We start from the raw sequence: 23,171 nt of genomic DNA on the forward strand, positions 1-23,171 counted from the left end.
TTTGTTGTTAATTTGCTTTTAAAATTAGGCGCAATATATGATTATTGTTTTAATTTTTTTACATCTTCAAAATATTTCCACTTACCTACTTTTTCATCATTTTTATAACTTCCAGTATAAATTAACTTTCCTTTTATATTATAAAACTTAGCAATTCCTTGACGCTTACCATCTTCATAATTTAAATCATCTAATAAAACTCCTGTATCCGAATACCTTTTAACGTTACCCTGCAATTTACCTTGTTTATAGTTTAGAATTTCGGCAATTTTTCCATTTTCAAAATAAGTTTTCGAGACTCCTTCTAATAAACCATCTACATAAAATTCTTCCGAGAGCATGGTTTTACCATCCTTATGATAAAATACCCATTTTCCTATCCTATTTTTTTGATTAAGTTGCCCTTCACTTTCCAAAACGCCTTTTATAGTAAAAAACTTTACTATTGAGATTGCACTGTTTTCTTGAAATATTTTTATAGATATGGGGTGCTCTGAGTTTTGAGCGCTGTAAAATTTAAATTCTCCTACTTCTTTTCCTCCTTCAAATTGACCTTGGTAGCGTAAACGTTTATTTGCATAATACTTTTTCCAAACTCCTGTTCTTTTTCCATTGGCATCAAATTGATTGATTTTTTCTTGAGCAGAAACAATAAAAACTCCACAAAATAATAACAGATAAGCGTATTTAAATTTCATTTATTTTACATTAATAGTCTGTATCCAATTCGATAAAATTTCATGTTGTTTTGCCGATAATTTAGCATCTTTATGAACAATCAAATAACTTTTTAATGGCATTTCATTTTCTTCCATTACTTCTTCTAAGTCTTTTTTAATATGGCTTTGTTGATTTTGATTATATGATGTCCATTCAGAAAAATTTAAATGTTTTTTCCCATCATTTACGTGCGATGCCAAATACCAAGACACAGGCGCAATTTCACTATACCAAGGATAAACAGTATTGTTTGAATGACAATCAGCACAAGAAGTTTTTAATATTTCTTGCACATCATTAGGAACATCAACAACCGTTGAGATATCATTAGTATAATCTTTAGAATTGTTTTTTTCTGGACGAATAAATTGCATAACAACCACTAAAACCAACATAATTAATAGTACTTTTTTCATTTTTTTATAGATTTAAAATTTCTTGTAATTCTGTTTTTGAGATAGTCAACAATTTAGGTTTTACTAACCTAGGTGTTAACTCTTTCCATTTTTTATTTTTTTTAAAAATATTTTTTAAAATTGACTTTGCTTCCTCCATTTCTCCATTATTGGCCAAAGTAATTGCATACCAATATTTCATTTCTAAATTATTAGGATTCAGCTTTTGTGCATTCTTATAAAGCTGTTTAGCCAATATATTATCTCCGATTTCTACGGCTAAATCACCCTTATTCATAAAATCATATGCTTTATGAATTGTAAGTAACCTTTTCATTTCTTGCAGTGGGTTTTTATGATCTTCAACCCTTAAATCAACAACTATGTCTTCCCAACTATGACCTGCACTCTCTCCTTTAACGACTAAAATTGCTGCAGATTGCTTTCCTCTAATATCTCCTCCCTCATTTTGAGCAGCTTCCATTGCAATTAACATTCTTTCTGCTAAACTACCTTTAGATTTTTTGAATGCTTCAGCCATAGCAGGCCAAACCGTATTTTTATCCATTAGATTTGCTTGAACTGAAAAATTATCACCAACAATATGTCCAGCTGCATCAATACAATTTTTACCTGTATAAGCCTCTACATTTCCTTGAACATCTAAAATAGCTAACTGCCTTACTTCACGTCCTTCATCTAATTCTAACAATGCTTTTACTGCTAAAGCTGGGGTTAATCCATTTTCTAACAATGCCAATCCTCTTGGACCAAAAGAAGGATTTATAAAAGATTGTGTGGCAACCACACCAACACCTGCTTTACCCCAAACAACTAAACTTCCAACAGAAAACCAATTTGATTGAACTGCCACTCCCATTTCTCCTGTTACTGTATCTCTTGCCACAATTGAATACGTGTGAGCAAATGGTTCTTTTTTGGAAAATACCTGTTGCCCAAAAAGGTTACTTCCAAAAAAGAAAATAACCATAAACACTCTTAAAAATTTCATATTTTTTAATTTTAAACATTAAAGATATTACTTTCTTTTATAAATTTAATCACAAAATTTAATTATGGGTATTTCAAATTTTTGGTTTTATACCATTATGGCAATTGTTATTTTACATGTGCTAATTGCTTTTGTTTATTTAATGATTAAACTTTCTCCTAAAAAAGATAAGAAAAAGAAGAATGGATAAGGATTATTTAATTCAACAATTAGAAAACATTCAAAATGCCAAAATAGTAAATAGGTTACGCGTTGCCAATTTAGTAATAGAAAACCCCAATCTTTTTAAGTTTTTACTTGAATTAGTTTTTGATGTAACAGCTAAAACTTCCATTAAAGCTGCTTGGGTTTTAGAATTTGTTTGCGAACAAAAATTAGAATGGTTAGCACCTCATTTAAGCTATTTCACTGAAAACATTAGTAAAGTAACTTTTGATAGTGCTGTTAGGCCGGTTGCAAAAATTTGTAATTTTTTAGCCATTGCCTATAACACAAAAAAAGATTCAGTGATAAAAACAAAATTGAATTCAAAACATATTGATCAAATAATTGAAACAGGTTTTGATTGGATGATTAGCAATCATAAAGTTGCAGTAAAAGCGTATACAATGACTACTTTATTTTTATTTGGAAAAAACTATGATTGGGTTCACGAAGAATTAAAATTAATAATCCAACAAAACATGGCAAAAGAAACAGCAGCATACAAAGCAAGAGGCAAGATTACTTTAGCCTTGATAAACAAAAAATAAAACTACTTATTTTGGCTAATATTCATTAATTTTGCATTTTTCAACACAAAACTAAAAAATGTCTTTAACAAATTTAAATGCCATATCTCCAATTGATGGAAGATACAGAAGTAAAGTAGAAAGTTTAGCTCCTTTTTTTTCAGAAGAAGCACTTATAAAATACAGAGTAAAAGTAGAAATTGAATATTTTATTGCATTGTGTGAAATTCCGCTACCACAATTAGCAAATTTCAACACCAATCTCTTTAATGAGCTGAGAAATATTTATAAAAATTTCACTTCAAAAGATGCACAAAAAATTAAAGATATTGAAGGCATTACTAATCATGATGTAAAAGCTGTTGAATATTTTATAAAAGAAAAATTTGACAGCTTAAATCTTCAGCAATATAAAGAGTTTATCCATTTTGGTTTAACTTCTCAAGACATAAATAACACTTCAGTTCCATTATCTATAAACGATGCATTTGACGCTGTTTATTATCCTGAATTAGCAATACTATTAGAAAAATTAAGAGGTTTAGCTGCTGAATGGGCTAATGTTCCAATGTTAGCTCGTACACACGGACAACCTGCTTCACCTACTCGATTAGGAAAAGAGATTTTGGTGTTTATTGAACGCATTGAACAACAAATAACACAATTGCAAAATATACCATACGCAGCTAAATTTGGTGGTGCTACTGGTAATTTTAATGCCCATAAAGTTGCTTATCCAACTATTGATTGGAAAGCTTTTGGAACTCACTTTGTTGAAAAAATATTAGGACTGCATCATTCGTTTCCTACAACACAAATTGAACATTACGATCATTTAGCGGGTATTTTTGACGCTCAAAAGCGCATTAACACTATACTAATTGACTTTAATAGAGATGTTTGGACCTATGTTTCAATGGACTATTTCAAACAAAAAATTAAAAAAGGAGAAGTTGGTTCATCAGCAATGCCACATAAAGTGAATCCGATAGATTTTGAAAACTCGGAAGGAAACTTAGGAATTGCCAATGCTATTTTTGAGCATTTGGCTGCTAAGCTTCCAGTTTCACGTTTACAACGTGATTTAACTGATTCTACTGTTCTAAGAAATGTAGGAGTTCCATTTGCACATACAATTATTGGGTTTACTTCTACGTTAAAGGGGTTAAACAAATTATTAATTAATGAAACTAAATTTGCTGAAGATTTAGAAAATCATTGGGCAGTGGTTGCTGAAGCTATTCAAACTATTTTAAGAAGAGAAGCCTATCCCAACCCGTATGAAGCTTTAAAAGGATTGACAAGGACTAATGAAAAAATCACTCAAAAATCAATGGCTGATTTTATTGACAGCTTAGATGTTTCAACCGAAATTAAAACAGAGCTAAAACAAATAACCCCTAGTAATTATACTGGAATTTAAACTATTAAATATGAAAAAGACACTACTAATAATTTCAATTTTCACACTTTTTATAAGCTGTAAAAATGAACCTTTAAATGCGGATCGCTTTAAAACAGGAACGTTTGAAATTCCTGAAGGTAAAGGATATGGAAAAACCATTGTTATTAGGAATGACACTATTCAAATTGAAAAATATGAAGGTAGAATAGATACTTTAAGTATTTTATGGAAAAACAATTTTAATTATACTTTAAAAATGTTACACCCTAAAACAGCTATAGATGAAGATCCAATACATGTTAAAATTACAAACATCAATAAAAATTCTTATGAATTTGAAGCTGTAATTGGGCATTCTAACTTTGTTCAAAAAGGTGAAATTTTTAAAATAGCTGACTAGCTCATGGAAATATTTTTACAACCAGATACATGGATAGCGCTTTTAACACTCGTTTTTTTAGAAATTGTTTTAGGGATAGACAACATTGTATTTATTTCAATAGTTTCAAATAAACTTGAAGAAAAAGACAGACCAAAAGCTAGAAATATAGGATTATTACTAGCAATGGTTTTTCGTATTGGCTTGTTATTTGGAATTTCTTGGGTACTTCAACTACAAAATGTATTAGTCCATGTTGACACCTCTTGGTTAAAAGCTGGAATCACAGGACAAAGTTTAATTATAATTGCAGGAGGAATTTTCTTATTATACAAAAGTGTTTCTGAAATTCACCACAAATTAGAAGGGGATGTAAATGGTAAAGAAGTAAAAACCAGTACTACAGTTTTAAATGCCATTATTCAAATTGTAATGCTAGATTTGGTATTTTCTTTTGATAGTATTTTGACTGCGATTGGTTTGGTAAGTTTTGACAATCCACCTGCCGGATTTGGATATTTTGGAGGAATGGTTATTATAATTATTGCTATTGTAGTTTCAATAATTATAATGCTTGTTTTTGCTGGACCAGTAAGTAAATTTGTAAATGAACATCCTACAATTCAAATTTTAGGTTTATCCTTTCTATTATTGATTGGGGTTATGCTATTGGCTGAAGGTTCGCATTTGGCGCATTTTGAATTTTTTGGAAATATGGTACACAGCATACCAAAAGGCTATTTATATTTTGCAATATTCTTCTCTCTATTTGTAGAATTTTTGAATTTAAAAATGAAAAAAGGAAAAAAACCTGTTCAACTTCACAATTCTACTATTCTTGATGAAAAATTAAAAGACAAGAAGCTAAACGACTAATTTTAAGAATTATAAAAAGATACCATCGCTAAAAACATGAACGATAGAAAAACAACTAATATTTTATTATTGGTAATTGTAATACCCCTTATTTTTTATTTACTAAAAATACTTTCTTTTATTTTTATTCCTCTAATAGCTTCAATGTTTATTGCATTGCTGTTTTTACCACTAATGAGATGGTTTAACAAAAGAAATGTTCCTAAATTCATCAGTATTTTTGTAATTCTCTTAATTTTTGGAGTTATATTTAAAATTGGAGGAGAACTTATTAAATTATCCAGTAGAGAAATTTTAGCTGCTGATAACTTTTTTATTCAAAAAGCTTCTACCAAATTAACCAATTTATTCAGCGTAATTGAACAGTTTTTTGGAATAGAATACTTTAGTGATAAAGGAAATATTTTTTCTAATTTGTTTCAAAAAGAAAACATTTCAAAAAATTTTGGCTCCACATTAGAATTTATTAGCAATACCCTTTCTATGACGCTAATGACTGCTTTTTTTGTTGTTTTATGGTTGGCTGAATCTATCAATTTTGAAAAGCTATTAAACAACACTATTCTTAAACAAAAGTTTGCGTCAGTTAAAACTTTTATGAAAATTGAAAAAGATTTATTAAAATTTATTAAAGTTAAAATATTAATAAGCTTATTTACAGGTATTGGTATTGGATTAGCTTGTGTGTTTTTTGATATTAAGTTTCCGATATTTTGGGGGCTTTTTGCTTTTGTTATTAATTTTGTTCAAATGATTGGATCATTTATTTCTGTTATCTTATTAGCATTATTTGCATTTGTTCAGTTAGACCCTACAAGCACCTTATTCTTTTTTATTGTAACAATTACTGGAGTTCAAGTACTATTTGGTGGTGTATTAGAGCCTATTTTCATGGGTAAATCATTCTCCATAAATATTATAACCATTTTAGTTATGTTAATGCTTTGGGGCTTTATTTGGGGAATTCCTGGTTTAATCATGGCCATTCCATTAACCGTTTTTATTAAAATTATTTTAGAGCAATTTCCTAAAACCAAATTATTAGCAAGTTTTTTATCTGGAACACATTAATTTTTTTGAAAAAACAATTATTTTTCACTTTATAATTTTGTATCTTTAAACTATAGATTTTACAATTTAATATTGTGCAATAAATGTTACAAATGTTTGTAATGTTTATTACGGTCTACCCTTTTCACCTCAAGTATTTTTGCATAAACTAAAAAACAAAAACTATGCGAGGAAAATATCTATTCATATTTCTTTTTTTAAATTTTAATAGCTTCTTCATCAATGCGCAAGAAAAAGTTTCTATTTCTTTAAATGAAATTATTTCTAAAGTTGAGGAGTACAATCAAACCATTAAAATTTCAGAAAAAGATTATACTATTGCTAAAGCAGAGTACAACCAAACAAATTCAATTTTATTGCCTAATGTTAACATTTCACACACAGGTATTTCCACAACTAATCCTTTAATGGCATTTGGTTCTAAATTGAATCAAGAAATTTTAACTCAGGCTGATTTTAATCCAACATTATTAAATGATCCAGATGAAATAAAAAATTTCACTACTAAAATTGAAGTGCAACAGCCAATTTTTAATGCAGATGGTATTTTTATGAGAAAGGCTGCAAAAGCAAAAATGATAGCTATTGAATTGCAAGGCACAAGAACAAAAGAATACATTCAATTAGAAGTTACCAAAGCATATATGCAATTACAAGTTGCATATAAAGCTGTTGAAGTTTTAGAAAAGGCGAAAGAAGCTGCATTAGAAAATAAAAAAATTGCTGAAAATAACTTTTTACAAGGCTATCTTCAAAAAGCTGATATTTTATTAGTAGAAGTTCATGTGAATGAGATTATAAACAAACTACAACAAGCAACTAGTAATGTAAAAAATGCTTCAGATTATCTATGGTTTTTAATGGGAGAAACTAATAATTCAACATTAGTTCCTTCAGACATGTTAATTGCTGAAATTAATTTAGGTATTTATAGCGATGAATTATCAAATACCAGAGCTGATATTGAAGCGATGACTAAAAGTACTGAAGCTTATAGTAATATGCACAAGGCTAATAAAGCAAGCTATTTACCTAAATTAAATGCTTTTGGAACTTATGAACTATATGATGATAAATTTTTAGGTACCAATGCCAAAGGTTATTTAATAGGCGCCCAATTATCTTGGAATGTTTTTGATGGGTTTAAAAGTATAGGTAAAACCCAAAAAAGTAAAGCTGAATTAGATAAAGCCGAAATTAACTTAACAAAATATAAAAATCAAAGTCAGTTAGAATATAATAAAGCTAAAAGACAATTAAAAGACATTGAAAATCAATTAGCATTAACAAGTTTGGCTGTTGAACAATCTAAAGAAGCCTTACGCATTAGAACAAATAGATTTAAGCAAGGATTAGAAAAATCGTCTGATTTATTAACATCAGAAACAAAATATCTTCAAAAAGAATTAGAATATCTTCAAACTGTATACAATTATAATTTCACAAAAGCTTATGTCGCTTTTTTAACAAAATAAATTAAAAAATTACTATTCTAAAAAATACACTCAATGAAAAATACCATACAAATTATAGCCATATTAACTCTAATAGTTACAACAAGTTGTGGTGAAAGTAAAAAAGAAACTGTAGATAACAGACCTACCGTAAGTGTAATTGTTAGCACTCCTTCAACAGAAAACGGAACTTTTATTACTGCAAGTGGAAAAATTGAAGCCGTACAAAATGCAAATATTAGTACACGAATGATGGGATTTGTAACTAAAATTCATGTAAATGTTGGTCAAAAAGTTACAAAAGGACAGTTGTTAATTAGCATAAACAGTGCAGATATTGCCGCTCAAAAAGCTCAAATCAATGCTTCAATTACAGAAGCAACTGCAGCTTATAAAAATGCTGAAAAAGATTATAATAGATTTAAATCTTTATTCGAAACCAATAGTGCTTCTCAAAAAGAAATGGATGACATAACTGCTAACTTTCAAATGGCAAAAGCACGCTTAGAAGCTGCTAATCAAATGAAAAATCAAGTAAATGCACAATTATCTTATTCAAATATTACTGCTCCATTTAGCGGTGTAATTACAGGTAAATTTATTAACAAAGGAGATCTGGCGACCCCTGGAATACCTTTGTTAAGTATTGAAAATCCAACTAATTTTCAAGTTATTGCAATGGTTCCAGAATCTGAAATAACAAGTATAAAAACTGGAACTACAGTACAAGTAATTGTAAAATCTACCAACCAAAAGCTAACTGGTAAAGTTACAGAAGTAAGTACCTCAACTAAAAATACTGGAGGACAGTACTTGGTGAAAGTAGTGTTAGATAAATCTGAAGTTAATTTATTATCCGGGATGTTTACATCTATTCAGTTTCCTACAGAAAATACCACAACTGCATCAAAAATATTAGTTCCAACAAATGCTTTAATTCACAAAGGTGAACTAACCGGAGTCTATGTAGTTGGTCAAAATAATACAGCTTTATTACGTTGGTTACGTTTAGGAAGACAATTTGGTGATAAAACAGAAATTTTATCTGGCTTATCAGTTGACGAACAATTTGTAGTGTCTTCAAAAAGTAAATTAACAAATGGTGCTAAACTTCAAATTCAATAATTATGAAAGATGGATTAGCTGGTAGTATTGCCAAAGTATTTATGAATTCAAAACTTACTGTTTTACTAATGATTATGTTTATGGTTATTGGTATATATAGTTCGTTTTTAATTCCACGAGAAGAAGAACCTCAAATTGATGTACCTATAGCTGATATTTTTGTACAATATCCTGGCGCAAGCCCTCAAGAGGTTGAGTCTAGAGTTATTAAACCATTAGAAAAAATTGTTTCTAATATCAAAGGAATAGAATATGTGTACTCTACTTCAATGAATGAACAAGCTATGCTAATTGTTCAATTTTATGTAGGAGAAGATATTGAACGTTCTTTTGTAAAGCTTTATAACGAAATTATGAAGCATATGGATCAAATGCCTCAGGGAGTTTCAATTCCTTTAGTAAAAACAAGAGCTATTGATGATGTACCTATGCTTGCGTTAACATTATGGAGTGAAAATTATGACGATTACCAATTGAAACAAATTGCTAGTGAATTAACTAGTGAAATTGAAAAAATAAATGATGTTGCTATTACCAAAAAAATTGGAGGTAGAAATCGTCAAGTTCGTGTGATTTTAGATAAAGATAAAATGGCAGAAAGCGGCTTAGATTTGTTGAGTATTACTCAAAAAATTCAAGTCAATAATCAACAATTAAATTCAGGTAGTTTTGATCAAAACAATACAGAATATTTAATAAATACTGGTAATTTTTTAAGCAATGTAAAAGATGTTGAAAATTTAGTTGTTGGAGTACAACAAAATAAGCCAATATACCTTAAACAAATAGCAACTATTACTGATGGACCTGAAATACCTAAAGAGTATGTTTCATTTGGTTACGGAAAAGCCAATGAACTTTCTAACACCTACCACTCAGAATACCCTGCAGTAACTATTTCTGTAGGAAAAAGAAAAGGGGCTGATGCTATGAAAGTTTCTGAAAAAATATTAGAAAAGGTTGAGCATTTAAGACAAAACCTACTTCCTGATGATGTGCATATGACTGTTACTAGAAATTATGGTGAAACAGCTTCACACAAAGTATCAGAATTATTAATGCACTTGTTTGGATCTATTATTGCTGTAACCATAGTAGTTATGCTAGCTATGGGATGGCGTGGTGGATTGGTAGTGTTTTTATCTGTACCTATAACTTTCGCTATGACTCTATTTAGCTATTATATGCTAGATTACACCTTAAATAGAATTACCTTATTTGCATTAGTATTTGTTACGGGTATTGTGGTTGACGACTCCATTATTATTGCCGAAAATATGCATAGGCATTTTAAAATGAAACGATTGCCTTTTAAACAAGCTGCATTATATGCTATTAATGAAGTTGGTAACCCAACAATTTTAGCAACATTTACTGTTATCGCATCTGTACTGCCAATGGCGTTTGTATCTGGTTTAATGGGACCATATATGAGTCCAATGCCAATAGGAGCTTCGCTAGCTATGATTATTTCTTTATTTGTAGCCTTAACAATTACTCCATATTTAGGATATTATATTTTAAGAGAAAAAGACAAACAAGAAGAAAAAGAAGAACAAGGTTTAGAAACTTCTAAAATCTATAAAATTTATAATAAATTTGAAAAACCTCTCATTGAAAACAGAAAAAAACGTTGGGCTTTTTTAGGCTTTACAACACTACTTCTGTTGGGTTCAATGGCTTTATTTTATACCAAAGGTGTAGCAGTTAAAATGTTGCCTTTTGATAATAAAAATGAATTTCAAGTTGTAATAGATATGCCTGAAGGTACAACACTTGAAAAAACATCAGCAGTAACTAGAGAAATTGCAAATTATTTATCTCAAAGACCTGAAGTTGATAACTATCAGAGTTTTGTAGGCACTTCTGCACCTATTACCTTTAATGGCTTGGTTCGTCATTACGATTTACGTGGAGGATCTAATACTGCCGACATTCAAGTGAACTTAATTGATAAATCTCAACGCTCAGAACAAAGTCATGATGTTGTAAAAAAACTAAGAACTGATATTCAATTAATTGGAAAAAAATTCAATGCTAATATCAAATTAGTTGAAGTACCTCCTGGACCACCTGTGCTTTCAACAATTGTTGCAGAAGTTTATGGACCAGATTACAAAGAGCAGATAAAAATAGCCAAACAACTCAGACAAATTGTGTCTTCAACAAGTGATATTGTTGATGTTGATGATATGATTGAAGCAGACCAAAAAGAATTTAATTTTGTTGTTGATAAAGAAAAAGCAATGCTAAATGGAGTTGCACCCCAACAGGTTGTAGCAACTCTAAAAATGGCTCTTTCAGAGCAGCCTATTTCAACTTTATACAAAGAAACTGCCAATGACCAAGTTGGAGTGGTTTTAGCTATTGATGAAAAAGAAAAATCATCTATTAATGACCTCAAACAACTAAAAGTTATTTCACAAATGGGAATAGCTATTCCTGTTGGAGATTTAATAAAAGTTGAACAAAAAATTGTTGATAAAGCTATTTATAGAAAAAATCAAAAACGCGTAGTGTATGTTCTTGCCGATATGGCTGGAGAATTAGAAAGCCCTGTTTATGGAATTTTAAATATGAGTGATAGATTAAACGAAATAACTATTCCTGAGGGATACTCTCTAAATGAAGCATTTAATCAGCAACCTACACACGAAGATAATTATACTATAAAATGGGACGGTGAATGGCAAATTACTTATGAAGTATTTAGAGATTTAGGTGCTGCCTTTGCTGTAGCTATTTTTGTAATTTATTTATTGATTGTAGGTTGGTTCCAAAATTTTAAAGCACCATTGGTAATGCTTGTTGCCATTCCACTATCTCTTGTAGGTATTATAGTAGGTCATTGGTTAATGGGTGCGTTTTTTACTGCTACTTCAATGATTGGTATGATTGCTTTAGCAGGTATCATGGTGAGGAATTCAGTATTATTAATAGATTTTATTGAACTACGTTTAGAAGATGGGATTCCTTTAAAACAAGCTGTAATAGAAGCTGGAGCAGTAAGAACTACTCCAATTTTATTAACTGCTGGGACAGTAGTAATTGGAGCATTTGTCATTTTATTTGACCCAATATTCCAAGGTTTAGCAATTTCCTTAATGGGAGGAACAATTACTGCTACAATTTTAACTCTTTTGGTGGTACCATTAGTATATTATATGACAGAAAAACACAAACATCAAAACTAAGTAATAAATGAAATTATTAATAATAACAAGTATATTGGAGTTTGAAAAGAACATTTGTAAACTTTTCAAAAAATCAAAAATTGAAGTATATAGCACTTTGGATATACAAGGTCATAAACTTCAACTACCAACAAATATTCAAGATAATTGGTTTTCATCTCATAGAGATACCTTTGATTCTAAAATGTTTTTCACATTTACATCTGAAGAATTAATAGCTAAAATGCTAAATGAAGTTGAAACTTTCAACTCAAATAATACTTCAAAAAACCCAGTGAAAGCAATTGTACTTAATATTGAACAATCTATATAATTAAAAAAATAAGAAAATGAAACAAAGAATTGTTAGAGCATTTGCAGGAAGCTTTATTTTAATAAGTTTAATACTTGCATTATATGTAAATTTAAATTGGTTGTGGTTTACTGCATTTGTAGGCGTTAATTTATTGCAATCATCTATAACTAAATGGTGTTTGCTTGAAGTGATTTTAGAAAAATTTGGCATTAAAGATTAACAAACTTTTGTAAGTTTGTAGCCTTAAACTAATTTGTGATTAAACAGTTTTACAAACATATCATCTCAAAAGTATTAATTATAGCTGTACTGCTTCCCTTTGCAGTACAGTTTATACATTCTTTTGAAAACCATAGTCATCATGTTTGTAATGCTCAAAATATCGTTCATTTTGATACTCACGAAATTGATTGCTCAGTTTTTCATTTCAAGATAAACTCCAATGCTATAGATTTTTCGTCAACTCATAAATTAGTTGATAAACAAATAAATAACAGTTCTATTTATTGCTCTGAAGAAAGCTTTTCTTCAACAAATATTCAACATAAATCTTCTAGAGCTCCTCCTTTTTTAATGATTTTATAGCTGATCTAAAATTAGTATCCATAAATAAAAATTATTAAAATATGAAAATATATTTAAGCTACCTATTTATAGGTATGGCGTTTGTTGCACAAGCTCAAAATAAAATATCGGGCATTATTAAAACTACCCAAAACGAACCATTATTAGGGGTTCAAATTTATATAGAAGACTTACAAAAAGGAACCTCTACAGATGAAAATGGTTATTATGAATTAAAAAATTTACCAAATATTCCCATCAAAATTACGGCAGTTTATATTGGATTTGAAACACAATCTAAAACAGTCACTTTTGATAAAAGTGAAATGATACTTAATTTTACTTTAGAAGAAGCAGTATTTAAAATGGAAGAAATTATTATTGCTACTCCATTTAACAAGCTACAATCTGAAAATGTAATGAAGGTAGAAAAAGCCAGCATCCAACAACTACAACATAAAGGTGCTGCTACTTTAATGGATGGACTTAACACCATTGCTGGAGTTTCACAAGTTTCTACAGGTGTTGGAATTGGAAAACCTATTATTAGAGGATTAAGAGGTAATCGGGTACTCGTTTACTCTCAAGGAATAAGACTTGAAAATCAACAGTTTGGGGATGAACATGGGTTAGGAATTGATGAATCTAGTATTGAAAGTGTGGAAGTTATTAAAGGACCTGCGTCTCTATTATATGGTTCCGATGCATTGGGAGGTGTTATATATTTCAATCCTCTAAAATTCGCTGATGCTAATTCATTTGACTTTACCTATAATCAATCCTATCATTCAAATACTCAAGGAACAAATACTACTTTCGGAGCTAAACAATCTTACGATTCTTGGAAATTTTTAGCCAATGGTTCTAGAAACTCTCATAGTGATTATAAAACACCTAACAACACTAGAATTACCAATACCAGATTTAATGAAACTATTTTTAATAGTGCTATTGGCTTTAACAGTAATTTTATTTCGAGCACCTTACGTTTCAATTACAATTCAACCAAAGTGGGTATTCCTGAAGAAATTGGAATACAAAACAACCATAAAACACCACTATTGCCTTATCAAGATTTAACAACTAAAATGCTTAGTTGGTCTAATAATTTTTTTCTATCTAATTCAAAAATAACTAGCACTTTTGGGTATACTTTAAATGAAAGAAAAGAATTTGAAGAACATCATCATGAAGAAGAAGCTACTCATGAAGATGAAGAACATGATGAACCTCTTCATCCATCATTATTTTTAAAATTACATACATATAGTTATGATGTTAAATGGCATTTACCTAAGCTAAATAAATTTGAAACCATACTAGGTTTTCAAGGATTACACCAAAAAAATGATAATTTTGGTGAAGAAATTTTAATTCCCAATGCAACTTTAAATGATTTTGGATCTTTTTTTACTGCCTTTTATAATTGGAAAGAGCACAGTATTCAGGGAGGAATTAGATTTGATACTAGATCTTTAAAAACTGAAAAACATATTGTTTTACATGAAGATGAAGAGCATATTTTTGATCCAATTGATAAAACATTTGAAAATTTTACCGCTTCATTAGGGTATAAAACAAAACTATTCAACAAAATAATAAGTAGAATTAATTTTGCTACAGGATTTAGAGCCCCTAACCTTGCTGAATTGACTTCAAATGGAGTACATCACGGCTCAAATAGGTTTGAAATTGGAAATAATGATTTAAACAGTGAACGAAATTTTCAGTCAGACATTTCATTTGAATATGATTCGCAACATTTTGAAATATTTGCAAACGGATTTTACAATCGCATAAACAATTATATCTTTATTTCACCTACTGGTAATTTTGAAGAAGAGTTTGCTATTTACCAATACATTCAAGATGATGCCAAGCTTTATGGAGGTGAATTTGGAGCACATTTACATCCACACCCAATAGATTGGCTACATTTACACAGTAGTTTTGAGTTTGTGATAGGTAAACAAGATAATAAAGCGTATTTACCTTTAATTCCGGCTCACAAATTGACAAATACTTTAAGAGCTGAGTACGACATAAATAAATGGTTGAAAAACGGATTTACTTCTATTTCTTTAGAAAGCACTTTTAAACAAGATAAAATTAGTGAGTTCGAAACTACAAGTAATGGGTACAACCTTGTAAATGTTGGTATGGGTGGAAAAATAAAGCTTTCTAAAATTTCATTAGATCTAAGTTTGAATGTAAATAACTTATTTAATACTTCATATATCTCTCATCTTTCACGCTTAAAAGTGAATGAATTTAATAATATTGGAAGAAATTTTATAGCAAGAATTCAATTTAATATTTAAATAGTTTTATTTAATGAAACAAAAAAGGAGTTTAGAAAATCATTATTCTAAACTCCTTTTTTTATGTAAATAAAAGTCTATCTTAATCTATTACAAAAAGTACGTCATTTTTAGCAACTGAATCACCCGAATCATAATTGATTCCTGACAATACACCATCTCTATTTGCTTCAAAATTATTCATCATTTTCATAGCCTCAAGAACTACAACAACTTCACCTTCTTTAACTTTATCACCGTTTTTCTTTTTGTATTCAACAATCATACCTGGAATTGGAGATAATACCGCTTTTTCATCCGTATTTTTTCCTTTATTCTCTTTACTTTCTTTCTTTTTACGTGCTGGTCTAACACTTCCTTTTGCATTAGGAATGGCTACATTAAACTTTTCTCCATCAACAATTACTTCCATCTCATGCATTTGTCCATTAGACTTTTTACCTGCAGTAAGTTCTCCTGCTAATGCTTTTGCTATTAAATCACTTTCTTTTTTAACATCTTCAAGTGTTTTAGGAATTACATCTTTAGGCTTATCTTCAAGTCCATATTTCCACTTTAAGAATCTTTTTCCAGTAACAGGGTATAGTGCTAAAATTAATTCATCATCAATGTCTTTAGCCAAACCATCAGATTTTTCTTTAACAGCATTCATTTCTGGTTCTAAAATACTTCCTGGTCTACATTCAATATGTTGCTCGCCTCTTGGGTAATCCTTTAAAGCTTTTTTTCTAAGCTCCTCATTAATTGGTTTGGTTGTTTTACCATACAAACCATAGCAAAGATCTTTCACTTCTTGAGTTATCCTTGAATATTCTCCTTCGTAAGAATCAAATAAAACATTATTAACTGTTTGAACACCAACTATCTGACTGGTAGGAGTTACCAATGGAATTTGCCCTAAATCTTTTCGTACTTTTGGAAGCATTCTAAACACATCATCTAGCTTATCTAATGAATCCATTGCTTTTAATTGATTTACTAAATTAGATAACATTCCTCCTGGAGTTTGATGTAAAATTACATCCGTATCAATAATTGAGTATTTAGGATTGTTTGCTAAATGTTTATACTTAGGAATTATTTCTTCCATTTGAGCACTAATTTTTGATAATTTTTGAATATCAAAACCAGTATCTCTATTGGTTCCTAATAAAGAAATAACTAAAGGTTCAATTGCAGCATGTGAAGTTCTATAAGCGTAAGGAGACATACAAGTATCCACAATATCAACGCCTGCTTCAATGGCTTTAAAAATTGCTAAATCTCCCATACCTGATGTAAAATGTGTATGAAGATTTAAAGGAATGTCTGTTATTTTTTTTAATTCAACTATTAAATTGTAAATATCATATGGAGCAATTAAACCTGCCATATCTTTTATACAAATTGAATCAACGCCAAAATCTATTAATTCTTTAGCCTTATTAACATAGTACTCTAAGTTATAAATTTTACCACCCATTCTTGGTTCAGTTAATGTATAACAGATGGTTCCTTGAAAGTGCATTTTATTTTGTTTAACAACTTTAGCCGCAGTTTCAAAGTTTCTATAATCATTAAGAGCATCAAAACATCTAAATATATCTACACCATTATCACAAGCTCTTTGAACAAAATTTTCTACAACATCATCAGCATAATTTCTATATCCTACCACATTTTGACCTCTTAACAACATAAAAAATGGTGTTTTAGGCATGTATTTTTTCAGAATTCTTAACCTTTCCCAAGGATCTTCTCCAAGATATCTATGCATGGTATCAAAAGTTGCTCCACCCCAAGTTTCCATTGCATGAAAACCTATTTCATCCATTTGCTCAGCAAGTGGAATCATATCTTCAGTTCTACCTCTTGTTGCAAATAACGATTGATGTCCATCACGAAAGCTTAAATCTTGAATTTTGATTGGATTTTCAGCTTTTACTCTATTAGCACTATAATCAATGGGTGCCATTTTTAATATTCCGTGGTTGTCAAATTTCATTTTCAATTAAATTTAAATAGTTTACATTAAAAAACTTTAATTCCAATAGTTTTACCTTTACGCTGTAGAATTTCTCTATCATGAATTGTTCTACTTATTCCCATTTTTCCCCATTTATCGTTGGATAAGTTGGTATTGGTGTTTTGGGTTTGCATATAATAACCTACTGCTATTATCGCTGCGCGTTTCTTTTTTTCAGTTAAAGTCATAATTATAAAATTATTGTGGGATGTTTCCGTGTTTTTTTGGTGGAAGCACTTCATTTTTAGAACTTAAAGCTTCTAATGCTGAAATAAGTCTTTCTCTAGTTTCACTTGGTAAAATTACCTCGTCAATATAACCTCTTTCAGCTGCTAAATAAGGTACATTAAATGTAGTTTCATACTCCTCTATTTTTTCTTGTGTTTTTGCTGCTTTATCTTCTGCATCATTAATTTCTTTTTTATAATTAGAAATTACTTCAACTGCTCCTTTAGCTCCCATAACAGCTATTTCAGAAGTTGGCCAAGCAAAAACCATATCTGCTCCCAGATGTTTAGAACTCATTGCTAAATAAGCACCTCCATAATCTTTTCTAACAACAACTGTTAATTTAGGCACTGTAGCTTCAGAGTAACTCCATAGTAATTTTGCTCCGTGTCTAATAATTCCATTCCATTCTTGATGAACTCCAGGCAAGTACCCAGGAACATCAACAAAAGTTATTATTGGAATATTGAAAGCGTCACAAGTTCTCATAAATCTACTTATTTTATCAGATGCATCTATATCTAAACAACCCGCTAAAAACATAGGTTGATTTGCTATTACACCAACAGATCTATTATTAAGTCTTCCAAAACCAACAATACAATTTTCTGCAAAATATTCATGAACTTCGTAAAACTCTCCTTCATCTAAAACTTCTTCAATAACCACCTTCATATCGTAAGGCATCTTAGAATCATCTGGTATTAAAGTATCTAATAAATCACAAGATCTTTTTGGATCATCCTCCATGTCTAAAACTGGAGCATTTTCCATATTATTATTTGGTAAATAATCTAACAGTTCTCGTATCTGCTCAATACAGTCCTCATCACTTTCACAAGCAAAATGAGCATTACCACTTTTTGAATTGTGCACCATTGCACCACCTAAATCTTCAAATGTAGTTTCTTCACCAGTAACTGTTTTAATTACATAAGGACTGGTAATAAACATATGGCTTTGCTTTTTTACCATAAAAACAAAATCTGTCATTGCTGGCGAATAAACAGCTCCTCCAGCACAAGGTCCCATAATTGCTGAAATTTGTGGTACCACTCCTGAAGCTCTCGAGTTTCTAAAGAAAATATCGCCATATCCTTTTAATGCATCAACTCCTTCCTCAACTCTAGCCCCTCCGGAATCATTTAAACCAACTATAGGGGCGCCAGCTTTAATAGCTAAATCCATAATTTTACAAATTTTAGAAGCATTCATTTCTCCTAAAGAACCTCCTCTTGATGTAAAATCTTGTGAATATGCAAATACTGTTCTTCCATTGATTAAACCGTAACCAACTATAACACCATCCGATTCTATTTCAATGGCTTCCATACCAAAATTTACAGATCTGTGTTTTACAAGTGAATCTATTTCATGAAAACTATCTTCATCAAATAAAAGGTTTAACCGCTCACGAGCTGTTAACTTTCCTTTAGAATGTTGGTTTTCAATTCTTTTTTCACCTCCCATTAAGGCTACTTTTTCACGTTTAGCAATTAAATGAGATATTTTATCAGCAACTTTCATATTACTTATTATTTATCTAAAATTTTTAATAATTCATTTTTAAGAATTTCGTTTGTAACAAAGTTATCATTTAGTTTATAAAAAAAAGCTTACAAACGTCAGTTTAGATTCATTCAATAGATTTTTTCACCAAATTTAATTCAATTAAATAATTGATAATTTCTTAAAAATACCTGTATTTATAATTGTTTTTTTAACAAAAAACAATTATAAAGCGTATTTATTATTATTTTAACAAAAATAAATTTAAAGCTATTTTTTTATTTTATATAAGAAAGAGTTTATTTAGTCTAAAAAAGGATAATTTTTTCACCTAAAAAAAAGCGCCATTTACAACGTTTTCGAAGAAAAAAATTGTTCTTTTATTATTGATTTTACATCTTCTTATTTTTATTAAAAACATATGACTTTTAATAAAAATTTTAAGCTTTTTCATATAATTTCTGCATATAAAATCATTTTTATTATTTCATTTTTTTTTAGAATGATTCTAAATCTATCATTTCTCTATATTCTTTCTTCATTAAGCATACATCGCTTTGTCAATTTGAATTAAATTAGCAAAATTAAATTTTCAACCTATATGAAATCTTCACAAAACCAAACTTTAACCGATACTTCAAACACTACAAAAAGAATTGTTATTGGGGTTCAATTTTTATTTGTGGCATTTGGCGCAACCGTATTGGTTCCTCTATTAATTGATATTGACCCTGCAGTAGCATTATTTACTGCAGGAGTTGGAACCCTTATTTTTCACCTAATAACGAAAGGAAAAGTTCCTGTTTTTTTAGGTAGTAGCTTTGCTTTTATCGCCCCTATTATTGCTGCTACAAAACTTTATGGATACCCTGGAACTTTAGGTGGAATTATTGCGGTTGGAATTGTTTATAGCATTGTTTCGACCATCATTAAATTATGGGGACTAAGAATCATTGAAAAACTTTTTCCTGCTGTGGTGGTAGGTCCAGTAATTATGATTATTGGTTTATCACTTGCAACCGCTGGCGTAGATATGGCTAAAACCAACTGGCTTATCGCTATTGTTGTTTTAGCAACCGCCATAATTATCGTTTCTTTTGCCAAAGGGCTCTTAAAACTAATACCCATATTTATTGGAATTATTGTTGGATACCTAATTTCAATTTTTATGGGGCAAGTTGATTTTTCTTTAGTGAATGAAGCTGCTTGGTTTTCACTACCAAAATTTACAACACCAGAATTTAACTGGGGAGCAATTTTATATATGATTCCTGTAGCTATAGCTCCAATAATTGAACATATTGGAGATATGTATGCTATTAGTGGAGTAGCAAACAAAAAGTTTGTTAAGGATCCTGGCTTACACAGAACACTATTAGGAGATGGTATTGCAACAGCGTTTGCAGGCTTTTTTGGCGGTCCACCAAATACAACATATTCAGAAGTAACAGGCGCTGTTGCTTTAACAAAAATTGTAGATCCTAGGGTATTAAGAATAGCTGCTGTAACCGCAATTATTTTCTCTTTAATAGGAAAAATTAGCGCTATTTTAAAAACAATTCCTCAAGCTGTTTTAGGCGGTATCATGTTATTGCTTTTTGGAATGATTGCAAGTATTGGTATTAAAACTTTAATTGAAGCAAAAACAGATTTTTCAGTGACCAGAAACCAAGTGATTGTGTCTATTATTTTAACCGTTGGTATTGGAGGAGCTCAAATTGGCTATGACAACTTTACATTAGCTGGTATAGGATTAGCCTCTGTTGTTGGAGTAATCTTAAACTTAATTTTACCAAAACCTAAACCAACAAAAAAGTAGTTTAAATTTACTTTGTAAAAAGCCCTCTTTTAATTTTAAAAAGAGGGCTTTTTATTTAGGATAACTTTGAAAGTAGTTTAAACAAAAAACTTAATAATAAATAATATTGCTATTACAACCATAATAGGTGTTACTTCTTTATATCTTCCTGTAAGTAATTTTAACAATACAAATGAAAGCATTCCAAAAACAATTCCCTCAGCAATACTATAGGTCAAAGGCATCATTATAATGGTAAAAAATGCAGGAATAGCTTCCGTAAAATCATTTAAATCAATTTTCATTATTGGAGAAATCATAAATAGCCCAACAATTATTAAAGCTGGAGCTGTAGCAGCTGCTGGAATAATCATAAATAATGGCGCAAAAAATAAAGACAAAGCAAACATTCCAGCTACCGTTAAGGCTGTCATACCCGTTTTACCTCCTTCGGCTACACCTGCAGCACTTTCCACATAAGTTGTAACTGTTGAAGTTCCTAAAATTGCTCCAACAAAAGTCCCTATAGAATCTGCGAATAAAGCTTGTTTTACTCTAGGCACTTTTCCTTCTTTATCTAACATTCCCGATTTTGATGAAACTCCAACTAAAGTTCCAACCGTATCAAACATATCTACAAATAAAAATGTAAATAACACAATTAGCATGTCTAAAGTAAAAATTTGCGAGAAATCAAATTTAAAAAAGATAGGTTCAATTGATGGTGGTAAACTTACAATGCTAAAGTTTTCAGGAATTATTGTAACTCCAACAAATAACCCTATAACTGTTGAAATTAAAATACCTAATAAAATTGCTCCTTTTACTTTTTTAGTTAACAAAATTCCTATAATTAAAACCCCAGCCAAACCAACTAATACATTTGGGTTTTTCATACTTCCCAAACTAACTAATGTTGCTGGATTATCAACTATTAAACCTGTTCCTTTTAACCCTATAAAAGCAATAAATAACCCTATTCCAACTGAAACTGCATGTTTTAAATTAAGCGGAATTGAATTTACAATTAATTCTCGTATGTTAAACGCTGTTAATAGAATAAATATAATTCCTTCTAAAAATACTGCTGTTAATGCAAATTGCCAAGAATACCCCATTCCAAGTACAACAGTAAATGCAAAAAAAGCATTTAAACCCATTCCTGGTGCTAATGCGAAAGGCAGCTTAGCCACCAAAGCCATTACTAGAGTTGCTATAACCGCAGATAAGGCTGTTGCAGTAAAAACAGCATCTTTATCCATACCTGCTTCACTTAAAATTCCAGGGTTTACTGCTAAAATATAAACCATTGTCATAAAAGTGGTTATCCCAGCAATTATTTCTGTTTTTAAGGTTGATTTATTTTCCGTGATTTTAAAAAATTTGTCTAACATAATTTTAGTTTAGATTATATATTCCATTTAATAGCTAGAGTAGGTCTCACATTAAATTCAAATTCGTAAGCAAAATTATTTGTTAACTCTATTTCACTTCCAATTGAAAAACTTTTATTTAAATGATACCATAATTGTGGCTCAGATAAAAATACCGTTTTTTCGGACAATCCATTTTCAGACCATAGATCTGCAAATCCAGAAAATGTCAATTTATTTTCAATTAAATGAACATACCAAGTTCCTGTAATTTGAAAGTTTCCTTTATTTGCTCCAGTAAAAGCTTTATAACCTGCGTATGTTGAAAATCCCCATTTCGCATTTCCTTTTGAATAGTTAGCTCCAAAAATCCAAGCTTCATTATAACTAAATTGATTGGAATTTCCGGCATTATATTCTACATGCAATCCCACTGGCATTTTTTCTGTTTTTAAAACACGAGCTATCTCATAATAGGCAGCACTTGTTCCAATAGCGGAATTATAATCAAAATCAATAAAGGTAAAAGTGTTACCATATTTATCCATTTTAAAGTATTCAAATGTGGTTGTAAAATGGCCTCTTTCAAAATCTCTATGAAGTTGTAAGTTTTGTGCAGTAACAGCTGCTGTTACAAAAATTGTAATTAAAGTAATTAGTTTTCTCATTTTGTGTTGTGTTGAATATTTAAATAAAAGAACAAAAATACCATATAA

The 23,171-nt window shown here is 30.0% G+C and carries 22 protein-coding genes; 14 read left to right on the forward strand and 8 right to left on the reverse strand.

Going from position 1 to position 23,171, the window contains the following annotated elements:
• Nucleotides 1-41: 41 nt before the first annotated feature.
• From ACFQZW_RS11025 to ACFQZW_RS11035, 3 genes are read right to left on the reverse strand one after another with little or no spacing between them, the layout of a single operon-like run.
• A complete protein-coding gene (locus tag ACFQZW_RS11025; protein WP_298263303.1) occupies nucleotides 42-698 on the reverse strand; it encodes a toxin-antitoxin system YwqK family antitoxin in 657 nt (218 codons plus the stop codon).
• On the reverse strand, nucleotides 699-1,136 hold the full coding sequence (locus tag ACFQZW_RS11030; RefSeq protein WP_298263305.1) for a heme-binding domain-containing protein: 438 nt from the start codon (nucleotides 1,134-1,136) through the stop codon (nucleotides 699-701).
• 4 nt (nucleotides 1,137-1,140) lie between these two features.
• Nucleotides 1,141-2,127: a DUF1028 domain-containing protein gene (locus ACFQZW_RS11035; protein ID WP_386782996.1), complete on the reverse strand. Its 987-nt coding sequence runs from the start codon at nucleotides 2,125-2,127 to the stop codon at nucleotides 1,141-1,143.
• 64 nt (nucleotides 2,128-2,191) lie between these two features.
• On the opposite strand from ACFQZW_RS11035, the gene ACFQZW_RS11040 reads away from it, so the two are divergent.
• From ACFQZW_RS11040 to ACFQZW_RS11100, 13 genes are all read left to right on the forward strand, one after another.
• On the forward strand, nucleotides 2,192-2,317 hold the full coding sequence (locus tag ACFQZW_RS11040) for a hypothetical protein (RefSeq protein ID WP_298263307.1): 126 nt from the start codon (nucleotides 2,192-2,194) through the stop codon (nucleotides 2,315-2,317).
• Nucleotides 2,310-2,879: an adenylosuccinate lyase gene (locus tag ACFQZW_RS11045; protein WP_386782998.1), complete on the forward strand. Its 570-nt coding sequence runs from the start codon at nucleotides 2,310-2,312 to the stop codon at nucleotides 2,877-2,879. Before ACFQZW_RS11040 ends, ACFQZW_RS11045 begins: the two co-directional genes overlap by 8 nt.
• Before the next feature lie 58 nt (nucleotides 2,880-2,937).
• On the forward strand, nucleotides 2,938-4,281 hold the full coding sequence (gene purB / locus ACFQZW_RS11050; RefSeq protein ID WP_298288382.1) for an adenylosuccinate lyase: 1,344 nt from the start codon (nucleotides 2,938-2,940) through the stop codon (nucleotides 4,279-4,281).
• A 10-nt stretch (nucleotides 4,282-4,291) separates the two neighbouring features.
• Entirely contained in the window at nucleotides 4,292-4,663 is a 372-nt protein-coding gene (locus ACFQZW_RS11055) for a hypothetical protein (protein WP_298263311.1), read from the forward strand.
• A 3-nt stretch (nucleotides 4,664-4,666) separates the two neighbouring features.
• A complete protein-coding gene (locus ACFQZW_RS11060; protein WP_298263313.1) occupies nucleotides 4,667-5,518 on the forward strand; it encodes a TerC family protein in 852 nt (283 codons plus the stop codon).
• Between the two features lie 36 nt (nucleotides 5,519-5,554).
• The gene (locus tag ACFQZW_RS11065) at nucleotides 5,555-6,589 is read left to right on the forward strand and encodes an AI-2E family transporter (protein ID WP_298263315.1); all 1,035 of its coding nucleotides are present in this window, start codon (nucleotides 5,555-5,557) and stop codon (nucleotides 6,587-6,589) included.
• Between the two features lie 164 nt (nucleotides 6,590-6,753).
• Nucleotides 6,754-8,064 (forward strand): TolC family protein, encoded by a 1,311-nt coding sequence (locus tag ACFQZW_RS11070; protein ID WP_386783002.1) that lies wholly within the window; start codon nucleotides 6,754-6,756, stop codon nucleotides 8,062-8,064.
• Nucleotides 8,065-8,097: 33 nt separating this feature from the next.
• Complete coding sequence (locus ACFQZW_RS11075) at nucleotides 8,098-9,168, forward strand: efflux RND transporter periplasmic adaptor subunit (RefSeq protein WP_386783004.1); 1,071 nt, start codon at nucleotides 8,098-8,100, stop codon at nucleotides 9,166-9,168.
• A 2-nt stretch (nucleotides 9,169-9,170) separates the two neighbouring features.
• A complete protein-coding gene (locus ACFQZW_RS11080) occupies nucleotides 9,171-12,362 on the forward strand; it encodes an efflux RND transporter permease subunit (protein ID WP_386783006.1) in 3,192 nt (1,063 codons plus the stop codon).
• 7 nt (nucleotides 12,363-12,369) lie between these two features.
• A complete protein-coding gene (locus ACFQZW_RS11085; protein ID WP_298288372.1) occupies nucleotides 12,370-12,675 on the forward strand; it encodes a hypothetical protein in 306 nt (101 codons plus the stop codon).
• A 16-nt stretch (nucleotides 12,676-12,691) separates the two neighbouring features.
• On the forward strand, nucleotides 12,692-12,877 hold the full coding sequence (locus ACFQZW_RS11090; RefSeq protein WP_298263322.1) for a YgaP family membrane protein: 186 nt from the start codon (nucleotides 12,692-12,694) through the stop codon (nucleotides 12,875-12,877).
• A 35-nt stretch (nucleotides 12,878-12,912) separates the two neighbouring features.
• Nucleotides 12,913-13,242, forward strand: coding sequence for a hypothetical protein (locus tag ACFQZW_RS11095; protein WP_386783009.1), 330 nt, complete (start codon nucleotides 12,913-12,915; stop codon nucleotides 13,240-13,242).
• Nucleotides 13,243-13,283: 41 nt separating this feature from the next.
• Nucleotides 13,284-15,542 carry a TonB-dependent receptor gene (locus tag ACFQZW_RS11100; protein ID WP_386783011.1) on the forward strand — a complete coding sequence of 753 codons (2,259 nt, stop codon included), beginning with the start codon at nucleotides 13,284-13,286 and terminating at the stop codon, nucleotides 15,540-15,542.
• Between the two features lie 82 nt (nucleotides 15,543-15,624).
• Here the strand turns inward: ACFQZW_RS11100 and ACFQZW_RS11105 are convergent, their stop codons facing one another.
• Genes ACFQZW_RS11105 through ACFQZW_RS11115 form a run of 3 tightly spaced genes read right to left on the reverse strand, consistent with a single transcriptional unit; the run spans nucleotide 15,625 to nucleotide 19,302 of the window.
• Nucleotides 15,625-17,526, reverse strand: a complete 1,902-nt coding sequence (locus tag ACFQZW_RS11105; RefSeq protein ID WP_372800315.1) for a pyruvate carboxylase subunit B — start codon at nucleotides 17,524-17,526, stop codon at nucleotides 15,625-15,627.
• A gap of 26 nt (nucleotides 17,527-17,552) precedes the next feature.
• Nucleotides 17,553-17,735, reverse strand: a complete 183-nt coding sequence (locus ACFQZW_RS11110) for a hypothetical protein (protein ID WP_298263327.1) — start codon at nucleotides 17,733-17,735, stop codon at nucleotides 17,553-17,555.
• A gap of 10 nt (nucleotides 17,736-17,745) precedes the next feature.
• On the reverse strand, nucleotides 17,746-19,302 hold the full coding sequence (locus ACFQZW_RS11115) for an acyl-CoA carboxylase subunit beta (protein ID WP_298263329.1): 1,557 nt from the start codon (nucleotides 19,300-19,302) through the stop codon (nucleotides 17,746-17,748).
• A 583-nt stretch (nucleotides 19,303-19,885) separates the two neighbouring features.
• On the opposite strand from ACFQZW_RS11115, the gene ACFQZW_RS11120 reads away from it, so the two are divergent.
• Nucleotides 19,886-21,103 carry a uracil-xanthine permease family protein gene (locus tag ACFQZW_RS11120; protein WP_298263331.1) on the forward strand — a complete coding sequence of 406 codons (1,218 nt, stop codon included), beginning with the start codon at nucleotides 19,886-19,888 and terminating at the stop codon, nucleotides 21,101-21,103.
• A 77-nt stretch (nucleotides 21,104-21,180) separates the two neighbouring features.
• On the opposite strand, the gene ACFQZW_RS11125 is transcribed toward ACFQZW_RS11120, so the two are convergent.
• Entirely contained in the window at nucleotides 21,181-22,476 is a 1,296-nt protein-coding gene (locus ACFQZW_RS11125; RefSeq protein WP_298263333.1) for an NCS2 family permease, read from the reverse strand.
• Between the two features lie 14 nt (nucleotides 22,477-22,490).
• A complete protein-coding gene (locus ACFQZW_RS11130) occupies nucleotides 22,491-23,123 on the reverse strand; it encodes a DUF5020 family protein (RefSeq protein ID WP_298263334.1) in 633 nt (210 codons plus the stop codon).
• Between the last annotated feature and the right edge of the window lie 48 nt (nucleotides 23,124-23,171).

Origin of the sequence: Lutibacter aestuarii (genome assembly GCF_042676885.1) — a bacterium.
Classification (GTDB): domain Bacteria; phylum Bacteroidota; class Bacteroidia; order Flavobacteriales; family Flavobacteriaceae; genus Lutibacter; species Lutibacter aestuarii.

Excerpts from the sequence above, each read along its gene's own strand:
- ACFQZW_RS11025 (WP_298263303.1), bottom strand. The coding sequence starts at position 698 with ATGAAATTTAAATACGCTTATCTGTTATTATTTTGTGGAGTTTTTATT.
- ACFQZW_RS11030 (WP_298263305.1), bottom strand. The coding sequence starts at position 1,136 with ATGAAAAAAGTACTATTAATTATGTTGGTTTTAGTGGTTGTTATGCAA.
- ACFQZW_RS11035 (WP_386782996.1), bottom strand. The coding sequence starts at position 2,127 with ATGAAATTTTTAAGAGTGTTTATGGTTATTTTCTTTTTTGGAAGTAAC.
- ACFQZW_RS11040 (WP_298263307.1), top strand. The coding sequence starts at position 2,192 with ATGGGTATTTCAAATTTTTGGTTTTATACCATTATGGCAATTGTTATT.
- ACFQZW_RS11045 (WP_386782998.1), top strand. The coding sequence starts at position 2,310 with ATGGATAAGGATTATTTAATTCAACAATTAGAAAACATTCAAAATGCC.
- purB (WP_298288382.1), top strand. The coding sequence starts at position 2,938 with ATGTCTTTAACAAATTTAAATGCCATATCTCCAATTGATGGAAGATAC.
- ACFQZW_RS11055 (WP_298263311.1), top strand. The coding sequence starts at position 4,292 with ATGAAAAAGACACTACTAATAATTTCAATTTTCACACTTTTTATAAGC.
- ACFQZW_RS11060 (WP_298263313.1), top strand. The coding sequence starts at position 4,667 with ATGGAAATATTTTTACAACCAGATACATGGATAGCGCTTTTAACACTC.
- ACFQZW_RS11065 (WP_298263315.1), top strand. The coding sequence starts at position 5,555 with ATGAACGATAGAAAAACAACTAATATTTTATTATTGGTAATTGTAATA.
- ACFQZW_RS11070 (WP_386783002.1), top strand. The coding sequence starts at position 6,754 with ATGCGAGGAAAATATCTATTCATATTTCTTTTTTTAAATTTTAATAGC.
- ACFQZW_RS11075 (WP_386783004.1), top strand. The coding sequence starts at position 8,098 with ATGAAAAATACCATACAAATTATAGCCATATTAACTCTAATAGTTACA.
- ACFQZW_RS11080 (WP_386783006.1), top strand. The coding sequence starts at position 9,171 with ATGAAAGATGGATTAGCTGGTAGTATTGCCAAAGTATTTATGAATTCA.
- ACFQZW_RS11085 (WP_298288372.1), top strand. The coding sequence starts at position 12,370 with ATGAAATTATTAATAATAACAAGTATATTGGAGTTTGAAAAGAACATT.
- ACFQZW_RS11090 (WP_298263322.1), top strand. The coding sequence starts at position 12,692 with ATGAAACAAAGAATTGTTAGAGCATTTGCAGGAAGCTTTATTTTAATA.
- ACFQZW_RS11100 (WP_386783011.1), top strand. The coding sequence starts at position 13,284 with ATGAAAATATATTTAAGCTACCTATTTATAGGTATGGCGTTTGTTGCA.
- ACFQZW_RS11105 (WP_372800315.1), bottom strand. The coding sequence starts at position 17,526 with ATGAAATTTGACAACCACGGAATATTAAAAATGGCACCCATTGATTAT.
- ACFQZW_RS11110 (WP_298263327.1), bottom strand. The coding sequence starts at position 17,735 with ATGACTTTAACTGAAAAAAAGAAACGCGCAGCGATAATAGCAGTAGGT.
- ACFQZW_RS11115 (WP_298263329.1), bottom strand. The coding sequence starts at position 19,302 with ATGAAAGTTGCTGATAAAATATCTCATTTAATTGCTAAACGTGAAAAA.
- ACFQZW_RS11120 (WP_298263331.1), top strand. The coding sequence starts at position 19,886 with ATGAAATCTTCACAAAACCAAACTTTAACCGATACTTCAAACACTACA.
- ACFQZW_RS11125 (WP_298263333.1), bottom strand. The coding sequence starts at position 22,476 with ATGTTAGACAAATTTTTTAAAATCACGGAAAATAAATCAACCTTAAAA.
- ACFQZW_RS11130 (WP_298263334.1), bottom strand. The coding sequence starts at position 23,123 with ATGAGAAAACTAATTACTTTAATTACAATTTTTGTAACAGCAGCTGTT.